This window comes from Nonomuraea sp. NPDC049784 (assembly GCF_040659615.1).
In the GTDB taxonomy this organism is placed as follows: domain Bacteria; phylum Actinomycetota; class Actinomycetes; order Streptosporangiales; family Streptosporangiaceae; genus Nonomuraea.
On record NZ_JBFAMX010000034.1, the window covers coordinates 1 to 11,834 of the forward strand.

The window sequence follows — 11,834 nt, forward strand, 5'->3', positions numbered from 1 at the left end:
GCCGTCGGCCGCGGCCAGCGCGCGGGCGAGCGTCAGCCCCAGGCCGGTGCCCCCGCCGCCGCTGACGTTCCGTTCGAAGATCTTGGGGGCTATCTCGTCGGCGATCCCCGGGCCCTCGTCCGAGACCTCGATCACCACGTAGTTGTCGCCGCTGGTGGTGGTGACGGTGACGGCGCCACCGCCGTGGCGCAGGGAGTTCTCCAGCAGGGAGGCGATCACCTGGCCGAAGCCGCCGGTGGTGGCCAGCGCCTTCAGGCCGCGCCCGCCTTCGAGCCGCAGGATGCGGCCGGCGCCCTTGAACACCGGATCCCACTCCCTGATCTGCTGGATGAGGACCTCGTCGACGGCTATCGGCTCGGCCTGGGCGTGTCGCTGGCGCCGGGCCGCGGCCAGCAGCTCGTCGATCACGGCGGTGAGCCGCTCCGCCTGCACGATCGCCGCCTCGCCCTCCTCTCGTACGACTTCGGGCTCGTCCGCTGCGGACACGATCTCCTCAAGGCGCATGGTGAGACCGGTCAAGGGGGTGCGGAGCTGATGGGAGGCGTCGGTGGCGAACTCGCGCTCGCGGGTGAGCAGGTCGGAGATGCGGGTCGCGCTGCGGTCGAGCACCTGCGCCACCCGGTCCAGTTCGGGGATGCCGTAGCGGTGTTTGCTCGGCCGTGCGTCGCCCGAGCCGAGCCGTTCGGCGATCTTCGCCAGGTCCTGCAGGGGTAGCGTCAATCGCCGGGACTGTACGACGGCCAAGCTCACGGCCACCGCAAGGGCGGCGACGGCCAGGGCCACGATGAGCAGGAGACGAGCTCGTACATCCTGCTCGACCTTATCCCTGTCGCGACTTATCCGGACGTAGACGCCTGTGTTGGTCTGCGCGTCCTCAGTCATGAGGTGACCGGACGGCGGCGCGGTGCCGACGACGGTCACCCTGAGGGGGGTTCCGCGCTCCCATATCTGTATGTACCGGCCTGGGTATTTCTGTTCCAGTTGCTGGGGGTCGAGCGGTGTCTCCTGAACACGGGCATACTCGACCTCTCCCACGAGGCGTTTGGCTTCCGCCCCGAGCTCCTGAGCCGCCTCGTCGACGATCAGGCGACTGACGACGACGCCCAGGGGGACCCCCAGCAGCAGGACCGCGATGACCGCGACGAGCAGCGTGGAGGAGAGCAGTCGGCGGCGCATCTCCTACTCGCGTTCGAACCGGAAGCCGACTCCCCGGACCGTAGTGATGTAGCGCGGTTTCGCGGCGTCGTCGCCGAGCTTGCGGCGCAGCCAGGAGATGTGCATGTCGAGTGTCTTGGTCGAACCCCACCAGTTCGTGTCCCAGACCTCTCGCATGATCTGCTCGCGGGTGACGACCTTTCCGGCGTCACGTACGAGCACGCGCAGCAGGTCGAACTCTTTCGTCGTCAGATGCAACTCCTTGTCTCCCATCCACGCACGGCGTGAATCGGCGTCGATGCGCACGCCCTGGACGACGGGCGTCTCGGAGGTGCCGCGGCGGAGCAGCGCGCGTACCCGGGCGAGCAGCTCAGCCAGCCTGAACGGTTTGGTCACGTAGTCGTCCGCGCCGGCGTCGAGTCCGACGACCGTGTCGACCTCGTCGACGCGGGCGGTGAGTATCAGTACCGGGGTGCCGTGCCCCTCGGCCCGGATCCGGCGGGCGACCTCCAGCCCGTCCATTTCGGGCAGGCCGAGATCAAGAACTATGAGGTCTATACCGCCCGACAGTGCCCGCTCCAGTGCTTGCGGGCCGTCCGGGCTCACCTCGACCTGGTAGCCCTCGCGGCGTAGCGCACGCGCGAGCGGCTCCGAGATCGAGGTGTCATCCTCGGCGAGAAGTACGCAGGTCATGAAGCGATCGTAGGACCTTAGGCGATCGTTTCCCGGGTACAGCGCCGGGTTTGACTCGTCGTTGACCTATCCATTGACCTGGGCAAACGCGGCTAAATATCGGTTAGTCCGGATTAAATTACCGCTGTTGGGAGGGGTAGCGCGACGCACCGATCATGGTGTTAGCGTTCCGCGTCATGACCAACCCTCCCGATGATCTCACCCTCGGGCACGACACCCCGGCGACCGACTGGGCGAGCCAGGCGTGACCGATCAGAACAAAAGGGGAATTGCGCGCGTCTCAATGATCAACAGCTCGCAGAAAGGTCATCGACGTGGTTGCCATTCCCAAGAAAATCTTCGCCGTCGCCGCGACCGCCGCCATGGCGCTGTCCCTGGCCGCCGCTCCCGCCTCGGCGGCGAGCAGGTCGCGCCTGATGAACGCCGCCACGGAGCTCTGCCTGGCCGTGGGCAAGAGCGAGGTGAAGGCGGGCAAGAAGGTCATCCAGTGGACGTGCTCCACCAACAAGGACCAGCAGTGGATCTACAAGGGGCGCAAGCTCATCAACGCCAAGACCGGCATGTGCCTGGCGATCGCGCGCGGCGCCCAGGTCAAGGGCAAGTACGCGATCCAGTGGCCGTGCACCGACGGCGGTCTCGAGCAGGAGTGGATCTACGACAACCAGCAGCACCTGCAGAACAAGGCCACCGGGATGTGTCTGGCGGTCGGTAAGAGCGAGCGCAAGCCGGGCAAGTGGATCATCCAGTGGACCTGCAAGAACATCTCCGACCAGGTCTGGATCATGCGCTAGAGCCGGCTTTCGGGTGGGCTTCGGCAGGCCCACCCGGCAACCGTGGTCAGTCGTCGGACGGCGACGGCGGCTCGGCGTAGCGGGCCAGGTAGAGCTGCTCGCCCAGGCTCCGGATGAGGTCGAGCTCCGTCTCCAGGTAGTCGATGTGCTCTTCCTCGTCCTCCAGGATCTCCTCGAAGATCCGGGCGGAGGTGATGTCGCCCTTCTCGCGCATGAGCGCGATCGCCGGGCGCAGGCGCTGCACGACCGAGAGCTCGACCTCGAGGTCCGCCTTGAGCTGCTCCTCGACGGTCTGGCCTATGTGCAGGGTCCCCAGACGCTGGTAATTGGGCAGGCCTTCGAGGAAGAGGATGCGATCGGTGAGGCGCTCGGCGTGGCGCATCTCCTCGAACGACTCCGCGCGTGTGTGCTCGGCGAGCTTGGTGTATCCCCAGTTCTCCTGCATCTTGGCGTGGAGGAAGTACTGGTTGATCGCGGTGAGCTCAGCGGTCAGCTGCTCGTTGAGCAACTCGATGATCTGCTTGTCGCCCTGCATGAAACGGGCCCCTCGCTATGCGGTCGTCAGTTCTTCAGACCTTTTCAGGATCGCACAGATCTTCCGCACACATCGGGCACAGTCACCACCAGCACCAGTGGTGTCGCGGATCTGCTTCGCGCTCTTGGCCCCGGCAGCGATGCAGTCGTGCACCTCATTCTCGGTCACAGCACGACAAATGCACGCGTACATCTGGGGACAGGCCTCTCGACAAGCAGAACTAAGTAGGTTAGGCACACCTAAGATAGCTCACTTTGGTAAGGCTTGCCTACGTTAGTTAGGCCACACTCGGCTATCTGAGCTGTGGAGCCTCCGCGCCGATTGTGGTCGAGTCGCCGTGCCCCGTGTGCACGACGGTCTCGGGTGGCAGCTTCAGCAGCCGTTCCCTGATCGACTCGATGATCGTGTCGAACGAGCTGTACGACCGCCCGGTCGCCCCGGGCCCGCCCTTGAAGAGGGTGTCGCCACTGAACAGGGCCCCGAGGTCCGGCGCGTACAGGCACACCGCCCCGGGCGAGTGGCCGGGCGTGTGGAGCACCTCCAGCGCGATCCCGCCGACCTCGATCTTGTCCCCGTCGGCCAGCGGCTGGTACGGCACCGCGTCGCCGTACTGCTGCTCCCACAGCACCTGGTCGGCGGGATGGAGCCGGATCGGCGCGCCGGTGAGGTCGGCGAGCGGCTTGGCTGCGTTGATGTGGTCGTTGTGCGCGTGGGTGCAGACGATGGCCTTGACCGTGCGCCCGCCCACCCGCTCGGCGATCCGGGCGGCGTCGTGGGCCGCGTCGATGACGATGACCTCGCGGGCGCCGCCGACCAGCCAGACGTTGTTGTCGACGTCCCAGGTGCCGCCGTCCAGCGAGAACGTGCCCGAGGTGATGACTCTGTCGATCATCAGAACGTCACCACCGAGCGCAGCACCTCGCCGCGGTGCATCTTCGCGAACGCCGCCTCGACCTGGTCGATCCCGATCGTCTCGGTCACGAACTTGTCGAGCGGCAGCCGGTTCTGCAGGAACAGGTCGATGAGCATCGGGAAGTCGCGCGACGGCAGGCAGTCGCCGTACCAGGAGGACTTCAGCGAGCCGCCGCGCCCGAAGACGTCGAGGAGCGGGAGTTCGAGGGTCATCTCGGGGGTGGGGACGCCCACCAGGACGACCGTGCCGGCCAGGTCCCGGGCGTAGAAGGCCTGCTTGTACGTCTCCGGGCGGCCCACGGCCTCGATGACCACGTCGGCGCCGAAGCCGCCGGTCAGGTCGCGGATCGCCGCCACCGGGTCGTTCTCGCGGGAGTTGACGGTGTGGGTGGCGCCGAAGTCGCGGGCCCAGGCCAGCTTGCGGTCGTCCACGTCCACCGCGATGATCTTCGCGGCGCCGGCCAGCGAGGAGCCGAGGATCGCGGCGTCCCCCACGCCACCGCAGCCGATGACGGCGACGGAGTCACCGCGGGTCACCCCGCCGGTGTTGATCGCGGCGCCGAGGCCCGCCATGACGCCGCAGCCCAGCAGGCCCGCGACCTGCGCGGGCGCCTCGGCGGAGACCTTGGTGCACTGCCCGGCGGCGACCAGCGTCTTCTCCAGGAACGCGCCTATGCCCAGCGCCGGCGACAGCTCGGTGCCGTCCTTGAGCGTCATCTTCTGGGCGGCGTTGTGGGTGTTGAAGCAGTACCAGGGACGGCCGCGCAGGCACGCGCGGCACTGTCCGCACACCGCGCGCCAGTTGAGGATCACGAAGTCGCCGGGGGCCACCTCGGTGACGCCGGGGCCGACCGCCTCGACGACGCCCGCCGCCTCGTGCCCTAGCAGGAACGGGAAGTCGTCGCTGATCCCGCCCTCGCGATAGTGCAGGTCGGTGTGGCAGACCCCGCAGGCCTGCACGTTCACGACCGCCTCGCCGGGGCCGGGGTCCGGCACCACGACCGTTTCGAGTGAGACTTCCTGGCCCTTGGCTCGGGCGATGACGCCCTGCACTTCGTACGGCATGCCAGCCATCTTGTGTCAGGAGGATGATCTCCGCAAGACATAGGGCTGCACCACGCCGAGGCCCCTTGCGGGACGACGTCTGATCTTGTGCGTCTCGAACCCGTCGAGCCCTTCGGCCAGCGAGGAGTCGACCAGGATCGTGCCCGGCCTGGCGATGGCGGTGAGCCTGGCGGCCAGGTTGACGGTGGTGCCGAAGACGTCGCCCATCGTGGGCAGGACGGGCCCGTACGCCATGCCGATGCGCAGCTCGACGCCCGACTCGACCAGGTCGAGCGCGATCTCCGCGGCCTGGACCGCGGTCGGCGCGGTGAACAGCACCTCGTCGCCCAGCGTCTTGACCAGCCTGGCGCCGTGGGAGGTCACCACGTCGGAGGCCCGCGCCTCGAACCCCTCGACCAGCTCGGCCAGCTCCTTCTCGTCGAGCTCGCGCGCACGCCTGGTGAACGACACCAGATCCGCGAACCCCACCGCCATCGAGACCCGGGTGGGCACCAGCTCGTCGTTGCCGTCGGCGATGGCCAGCAGCCGGGTGCCGGCGGCGGCGAGCTGGGTCCGCCAGACATGGATCAGCACCTGCTCGAAGTCGGGCCTCAGCTCCAGCGCCGCGTCGAGCACCTGGGCCAGGTCGTCCTCCGAGGGCTCCTGCGGCAACATCGCGCCGATAATGATCTCGGCCTGCCACTGAGCCAGCCTGGCCGTGGTCTGGCCGAGCGCGCGGGCCATGCGGATGACCGTCTGCTCGTCGAGCACGCCGCTGTCGAGCATCCTGCGCACCCGGCGCAGCGCGTCGACGTCGGCGTCGGTGAACGCCACGGCGCCGTCGGCCGGCTGCGCGAACCCGAGCGCGCGCCAGATGCGCTCGGCGAGCTCCTGCGGCACGTCTGCTTTGTCGGTGATCTGGTCTTTCGTGAAGCGGGCCGGGGCGCCGACGAGCATCCGCTCGATCTCCTCGGCGGTCGGCCTGCCACGACTGGAGCTGCTCACGCGTCAGCGGTCGTCGATATCGCCGTCGGAGGCGTCCTCGACGAGCCTGAACAGGTCGGTGCGGACGTCCTGGATCCTCGGGATGTCGCGCAGCACGATCTCGCCCCGGTCGCCCGCCGACTCGACGGTCAGCGTGCCGCACCCCAGCAGACGCTCGGGGAACGTCTGGTCGGAGCTGACCGTGTTGACCTTGGCGATCGGGATCTCGTCGGTGGACTTGTTGAGCACGCCCATGCTGATCGTGAAGCGGTGGGTGGTGAGCACGTAGCCGGTGTTCACCCAGCGCAGGTACGGCACGAGCGTATAGATCGTCAGCAGGATGAGGCCGATGACGACGGCGGCGATCCTGGCGTAGAAGGCGTACTCCCACTCGCCCGGGATGAAGAACAGCGCCGCGCCGGCGGCCCCGACGATGAGGATCAGCGCGAGGAAGGGGCCGATGAGCCGCTTCCAGTGGGGGTGGAAGGATCGGACGCGCTGCTCACCCTGCGTCAGATGGTGGTCGGGAAGGGTCATGGCCCAAATCGTGCCATCATCGCCGCCCGGCGGCCATGCTCATTCCGCTGGACGTACATGTACGACATCTCCGGCGCTCAGCGTGTAGCGCTCACCCTCCGACTCCACCTGCAGGTGCCCGGACAGGTCGATGCCCGTAGCCAGCCCGGTCACCGCCTGCTCGCCCGGCAGCTCCACCCTGACCCGCCGCCCGACCGTGGCACTGGCCGCCAGGTACGCCGAGCGCAGCCCCGACTCCTCCGCGTCGCCATCGGCCGCCGTCCACTCCCTGTAGTGGCTCTCGACCTCCCTCAGCACGGCCCTGAGCAGCGGGTCCCGGTCGACGCAGGCCGCCTTCTCGATGGCCAGCGACGTGGCCGTCTCGACGGGCAGCTCCTCCTGCCTGAGCGACACGTTCATGCCCATGCCGATGACGACGGCGTCATCGGCCCGCTCGGCCAGGATCCCGGCCAGCTTGCGCTCGCCGATCAGCAGGTCGTTGGGCCATTTGAGCCGTACGTCCACCTCGGCCAGGCGGCGTACCGCCGAGGCGGCGGCGACGCCGTACAGGAGGGGCAGCCAGCCCTGCGTGGCGATCGGCAGGTCCGGCCTGAGCAGGATCGAGAACGTCAGGCCCGCGCGCGGCGGCATCGACCAGCTGCGCCCGAGCCGGCCGCGGCCCGCGAGCTGCGACTCAGCCACCAGCACCGCCCCCTCGCGCGCTCCGCCGACGCCGGCCTCGGCGAGGTCGGCGTTGGTGGAGCCGGTGCTCTCCACGACGGTGACGCCCGTCCACAGGGAACCGGGGCGGACGAGCGCGCGGTTGAGCGCCGCCTCGGAGAGCGGCGGGCGTTCGAGGTCGGAATAACGCGAGTCGGGCATCCCCCTATCTTGGCAGGTGGGAGGAAGATAAAGAGATGAGCAAGCCTTTGGATCCGCGTAACTGGGCGTCCTGGCGGCCGTTCGGCATCGGGCTGCGCAAGCCGAACAACTACCTTGAGCTCTGGAAGGCGTTCAAGTCGGTCAAGGGCAACCGGCGCTACGCCTGGCGGATACTCAACCAGGGCACCTGCGACGGGTGCGCGCTGGGCACGCAGGGCATGCGTGACTGGACGATGGACGAGATCCATCTGTGCAACATCCGGCTGCGGCTGCTGCCACTGAACACCATGACCGCCCTGGACACCTCACTTTTGAGCGACGTCTCGGGGCTCACGGGCAGGAAGAGCGCCGAGCTTCGCGAGCTGGGGCGGTTGCCGTACCCGATGCTCCGCAAGCAGGGCGAGCCCGGCTTCACCCGGATCAGCTGGGACGAGGCGCTGCGCATCGCCGCGAACGGCCTGCGCGACGCGCGCTTCGGCGCGTATTTGACCAGCCGCGGCATGCCGAACGAGAACTACTACGCGGCCCAGAAGGCCGTGCGCGCGCTCGGCACCAACAGCATCGACAACGCCGCCAGGATCTGCCACTCGCCCTCGACGGTAGCGCTGAAGCAGACCATCGGCGCCGCGGCCACCACCTGCTCGTACACCGACTGGATCGGCTCCGACCTGATCGTGTTCGTCGGCTCCAACCCGTCGAACAACCAGCCGGTCGCGATGAAGTACCTCTACCACGCCAAGAAGGCGGGCACGAGGATCGCGATGGTCAACGCCTACCGCGAGCCCGGCATGGACAAGTACTGGGTGCCGTCGAACGCCGAGTCCGCCCTGTTCGGCACGAAGATCACCGATGAGTTCTTCGGCGTGAACGTGGGCGGCGACATCGGCTTCCTCAACGGCGTGCTCAAGCACCTGATCGAGAACGACTGGGTGGACAAAGAGTTCGTCGACCAGCGGACGACCGGCTTCGAAGAGCTACGCGTGAAGGTCGCGAGCCAGTCGTGGGACGAGCTCGAGGCGCTGTCGGGGACGTCCAGGGACGACATGTACCGCCTGGCCAGGCTGCTGGGCGAGGCGAAGTCTGCGGTGCTGGTGTGGTCGATGGGCATCACGCAGCACACGTACGGCGAGGACAACGTCCGCGCGATCGTGAACCTGGCGCTCGCCAGGGGCTTCGTGGGGCGCGACAAGTGCGGGCTGATGCCGATCAGGGGGCACAGCGGCGTGCAGGGTGGGGCGGAGATGGGCGCGTACGCGACCGGGTTGCCCGGCGGCCTGCCGATCACGCCAGAAAATGCCGCGAAATTTACGGACATGTGGGGATTCGAAGTCCCGACCACGCCCGGCCTGACCGCGACCGACATGATCGACGCCGCCCACAGCGGCGACCTCGACGCGCTGGTGTCGAGCGGCGGCAACTTCCTTGAGGTCCTGCCCGACCCGGCCTACTGCCGCGAGGCCCTGTCGCGGCTCAGGCTCCGGGTGCACATCGACATCGTGCTGTCGTCGCAGATGCTGGTGCCGGGCGAGGGCGACGTGCTGCTGCTGCCCGCGCAGACCCGCTACGAGATGGTCGGCGGCGTGACCGAGACCTCCACCGAGCGGCGGATCATCTTCTCCCCCGAGGTCGAGGGCCCGCGGATCGGCGAGGCATGGCCGGAGTGGAAGATCTTCACGGAGCTGGCCTCCCGAACACATCCCGAAATTTCGGCAAAAGTTCGCTTCACTGGCACCCCACAGATCCGCGCCGAGATCGAACAGGCGGTCCCCTTCTACCGGGGCATCGCGGACCTGAGGAAGTTCGGCGACAACGTCCAGTACGGCGGGCGCCACCTGTTCGCCGACGGCCGCTTCCAGACCTCCGACGGGCTGGGCAGGTTCTCCGCCGTCGCGCTGCCCGCGCTGAAGCGCCCCGACGGCGCGTTCATGGTGGCCACCAGGCGCGGCAAGCAGTTCAACAGCATGGTCCACGAGCGCCTCGACGGCTTCAACGGCGCACCGCGCGAGGCCGTCCTGATGAGCGAGTACGACGCCGACCGCCTGGGCCTGCCCGACGGCACCCCCGTCGAGCTGCGCTCCGGCGAGCGCGCGTACCGGGGCAAGGTCATGCGGGCCCCGCTGATGCCGGGGAACCTCCAGATCCACTGGCCGGAGGGAAACGTCCTGCTGGACGAGTCCCGCCGCTCGCCCGACGCGCGGATCCCCGACTACAACGCCCTCGTCACTGTGCGGCCGCTGTGAAGTCGCGCCCGGGACCCACCAGCCGCATCAGGATCAGGGAGCTCTCCGGCTCCACCGCCAGGGATCGCCGCGACGACCTGGCCACGGAGGAGCCGCTGGAGATCCGCCTCACCGCGCCGGACGGCACGCGCAAGACCGTGGCCATCACCATGCGCACCCCGGGGCACGACTTCGAGCTGGCCGCCGGGTTTCTGCACGGCGAGGGCCTGGTCGGCGCCGGCGAGATCGCGGCCATCGCGTACTGCGTCGACGAGGACCTCCCGCCCGAGGCCCGCTACAACACGGTGACGGTACGCCTGGACGGCCCCATCCCCGACCTGCCCGCTCTCGACCGTCACTTCCTCACCTCGAGCGCCTGCGGCGTCTGCGGCTCGGCCAGCCTCGAGGTGCTGCACGACCGCTGCAAGCCGGTCCCCAGGGGCCTGCTCGAACTCACTCCCGAGCTCCTGTACGGCCTTCCCGACCGGCTGAGGGAAGCACAGGGCGTGTTCGGCAAGACGGGCGGGCTGCACGCGGCGGGGCTGTTCTCGGCCGCCGGGACGCTGGTGGCGCTGCGGGAGGACGTGGGACGGCACAACGCGGTGGACAAGCTGGTCGGCTGGGCGGCGCTGACCGAGCGGCTGCCGCTGGCCGAGCACGTGCTCATGGTCAGCGGCAGGACCAGCTACGAGATCATGCAGAAGGCCCTGGCGGCGGGCATCCCGGTCGTGTGCGCGGTGTCGGCGCCGTCGTCGCTGGCGGTCGAGCTGGCCAGGGAGTTCGGCATGACCCTGGTGGGCTTCCTGCGCGGCGAGCGCTGCAACATCTACGCGGGCTCCGAACGGATTCTTGTGGAATAAAGCATTCCGTTCTGATACTCTTGGAACAGAACGAACCGTTCCCCTTCCCAAGAGGAGCCTCGCCGTGAGCATCCGCCCCTTCCGCATCGAGATCCCGCAGGCCGACCTCGACGACCTCCAGGCCCGCCTCGCCCTGACCCGCTTCACGGACGAGATCGCCGGCGCCGACCAGGGCGTCAGCGTCGAGCGAGTGAAGCGCCTGGTCGGCTACTGGCGCGACGGGTTCGACTGGCGTGCGCAGGAGGCCAGGCTCAACGCGTACCCGCAGTTCACCACGGAGATCGACGGGCAGAACATCCACTTCATCCACGTTCGCAACGACAACCCCGACGCCCTGGCGCTGATCCTCACCCACGGCTGGCCCGGCTCCATCGTCGAATACCTCAACGCCATCGAGCCCCTGTCACGCCACTTCCACCTGGTCATCCCGTCGGTCCCCGGCTACGGCTTCTCCGGCCCCACCCACGAGCTGGGCTGGAACAACCAGCGCATCGCCAGGGCGTGGGCCGAGCTGATGGCCCGGCTGGGCTACGAGCGCTACGGCGCGGCCGGGAACGACGGCGGCTCGATGATCTCGCCCGAGGTCGGCAGGATCGACCCGGACCATGTCGTGGGCGTGCACGTCACCCAGCTGTTCTCTTTCCCCTCCGGCGACCCGGCCGAGTTCGCCGACCTCAGCGAGGAAGAGCAGGCAGGGCTCGCGGTGCTCGACTGGTTCTGGAAGGAGAAGGGCGCCTTCAACGTGCTGCACTCCCAGCAGCCGCAGACCCTCGCCCACGCCATCGCCGACTCCCCCTCCGGGCTGCTCGGCTGGCTCGCCCAGCTCTTCGAGGAGGACCTGGACGACGACTTCGTCCTGACCAACGCCTCGATCTACTGGTTCACCGGGACCGCGGGGTCGGCGATCCGGCAGTACTGGGAGAACGCCCGCATGGAGCAGCCCAAGGAGCCCACCACCGTGCCGACGGCGCTGGCGATGGGCGAGGGCGACTTCGCGTCCATACGCCGCTTCGCCGAGCGGGACCACGCCAACATCGTCTCCTGGAAGACGCTGCCGGCCCCGGCGCGCGGGCACTACACCGCGCACACCGCGACCGAGACCCTCACGTCCGACGTCATCGCCTTCTTCGAGGGGCTCGGCTAGAGCGCCGGCCCGCGCTTCTCCGCGACCCGCCGCACATCGGCTGGGGTCCCTTGGCGAGGGGCGAGGGGGGCGGTTAATCGCTCACAGCGCCGCCAGGAC

At 68.5% G+C, this 11,834-nt stretch carries 13 protein-coding genes; 4 read left to right on the plus strand and 9 right to left on the minus strand.

The window, feature by feature from the left end:
- A partial coding sequence (locus tag AB0J09_RS11125) for an ATP-binding protein (RefSeq protein WP_360688695.1) occupies positions 1 to 1,176 on the minus strand: 1,176 nt, incomplete at its 3' end.
- Positions 1,177 to 1,179: 3 nt separating this feature from the next.
- Positions 1,180 to 1,848: a response regulator transcription factor gene (locus tag AB0J09_RS11130; protein ID WP_012888073.1), complete on the minus strand. Its 669-nt coding sequence runs from the start codon at positions 1,846 to 1,848 to the stop codon at positions 1,180 to 1,182.
- 314 nt (positions 1,849 to 2,162) lie between these two features.
- On the opposite strand from AB0J09_RS11130, the gene AB0J09_RS11135 reads away from it, so the two are divergent.
- Entirely contained in the window at positions 2,163 to 2,639 is a 477-nt protein-coding gene (locus AB0J09_RS11135; protein ID WP_360688700.1) for an RICIN domain-containing protein, read from the plus strand.
- 46 nt (positions 2,640 to 2,685) lie between these two features.
- Here AB0J09_RS11135 and bfr read toward each other — a convergent pair whose 3' ends face one another.
- The 7 genes from bfr to AB0J09_RS11170 all read right to left on the minus strand — a co-directional run bounded on the left by bfr (position 2,686) and on the right by AB0J09_RS11170 (position 7,512).
- The gene (gene bfr / locus AB0J09_RS11140) at positions 2,686 to 3,174 is read right to left on the minus strand and encodes a bacterioferritin (RefSeq protein ID WP_360688703.1); all 489 of its coding nucleotides are present in this window, start codon (positions 3,172 to 3,174) and stop codon (positions 2,686 to 2,688) included.
- A 15-nt stretch (positions 3,175 to 3,189) separates the two neighbouring features.
- A complete protein-coding gene (locus AB0J09_RS11145) occupies positions 3,190 to 3,366 on the minus strand; it encodes a (2Fe-2S)-binding protein (RefSeq protein ID WP_091089695.1) in 177 nt (58 codons plus the stop codon).
- 100 nt (positions 3,367 to 3,466) lie between these two features.
- Complete coding sequence (locus AB0J09_RS11150) at positions 3,467 to 4,066, minus strand: MBL fold metallo-hydrolase (protein ID WP_360688707.1); 600 nt, start codon at positions 4,064 to 4,066, stop codon at positions 3,467 to 3,469.
- Positions 4,066 to 5,151 (minus strand): S-(hydroxymethyl)mycothiol dehydrogenase, encoded by a 1,086-nt coding sequence (locus AB0J09_RS11155; protein WP_360688710.1) that lies wholly within the window; start codon positions 5,149 to 5,151, stop codon positions 4,066 to 4,068. The genes AB0J09_RS11150 and AB0J09_RS11155 overlap by 1 nt, the downstream gene beginning before the upstream one ends.
- A 15-nt stretch (positions 5,152 to 5,166) precedes the next feature.
- Complete coding sequence (locus tag AB0J09_RS11160) at positions 5,167 to 6,135, minus strand: adenylate/guanylate cyclase domain-containing protein (RefSeq protein ID WP_360688713.1); 969 nt, start codon at positions 6,133 to 6,135, stop codon at positions 5,167 to 5,169.
- A gap of 3 nt (positions 6,136 to 6,138) precedes the next feature.
- Positions 6,139 to 6,651, minus strand: coding sequence for a PH domain-containing protein (locus AB0J09_RS11165; protein ID WP_360688716.1), 513 nt, complete (start codon positions 6,649 to 6,651; stop codon positions 6,139 to 6,141).
- A 39-nt stretch (positions 6,652 to 6,690) separates the two neighbouring features.
- Positions 6,691 to 7,512 carry a biotin--[acetyl-CoA-carboxylase] ligase gene (locus AB0J09_RS11170; RefSeq protein ID WP_360688719.1) on the minus strand — a complete coding sequence of 274 codons (822 nt, stop codon included), beginning with the start codon at positions 7,510 to 7,512 and terminating at the stop codon, positions 6,691 to 6,693.
- A gap of 35 nt (positions 7,513 to 7,547) precedes the next feature.
- Between AB0J09_RS11170 and AB0J09_RS11175 the strand changes: the two genes are divergently transcribed.
- From AB0J09_RS11175 to AB0J09_RS11185, 3 genes are all read left to right on the plus strand, one after another.
- Positions 7,548 to 9,752 (plus strand): FdhF/YdeP family oxidoreductase, encoded by a 2,205-nt coding sequence (locus AB0J09_RS11175; protein ID WP_360688722.1) that lies wholly within the window; start codon positions 7,548 to 7,550, stop codon positions 9,750 to 9,752.
- Positions 9,749 to 10,591 (plus strand): formate dehydrogenase accessory sulfurtransferase FdhD, encoded by an 843-nt coding sequence (gene fdhD, locus AB0J09_RS11180; protein ID WP_360688725.1) that lies wholly within the window; start codon positions 9,749 to 9,751, stop codon positions 10,589 to 10,591. The genes AB0J09_RS11175 and fdhD overlap by 4 nt, the downstream gene beginning before the upstream one ends.
- 64 nt (positions 10,592 to 10,655) lie before the next feature.
- Complete coding sequence (locus AB0J09_RS11185) at positions 10,656 to 11,735, plus strand: epoxide hydrolase family protein (RefSeq protein WP_360688728.1); 1,080 nt, start codon at positions 10,656 to 10,658, stop codon at positions 11,733 to 11,735.
- Positions 11,736 to 11,834: the final 99 nt, after the last annotated feature.

Coding starts and splice junctions, on each gene's coding strand:
- AB0J09_RS11150 (WP_360688707.1), bottom strand. CDS start 4,066: ATGATCGACAGAGTCATCACCTCGGGCACGTTCTCGCTGGACGGCGGC.
- AB0J09_RS11175 (WP_360688722.1), top strand. CDS start 7,548: ATGAGCAAGCCTTTGGATCCGCGTAACTGGGCGTCCTGGCGGCCGTTC.
- AB0J09_RS11165 (WP_360688716.1), bottom strand. CDS start 6,651: ATGACCCTTCCCGACCACCATCTGACGCAGGGTGAGCAGCGCGTCCGA.
- AB0J09_RS11170 (WP_360688719.1), bottom strand. CDS start 7,512: ATGCCCGACTCGCGTTATTCCGACCTCGAACGCCCGCCGCTCTCCGAG.
- AB0J09_RS11145 (WP_091089695.1), bottom strand. CDS start 3,366: ATGTACGCGTGCATTTGTCGTGCTGTGACCGAGAATGAGGTGCACGAC.
- AB0J09_RS11130 (WP_012888073.1), bottom strand. CDS start 1,848: ATGACCTGCGTACTTCTCGCCGAGGATGACACCTCGATCTCGGAGCCG.
- bfr (WP_360688703.1), bottom strand. CDS start 3,174: ATGCAGGGCGACAAGCAGATCATCGAGTTGCTCAACGAGCAGCTGACC.
- AB0J09_RS11155 (WP_360688710.1), bottom strand. CDS start 5,151: ATGCCGTACGAAGTGCAGGGCGTCATCGCCCGAGCCAAGGGCCAGGAA.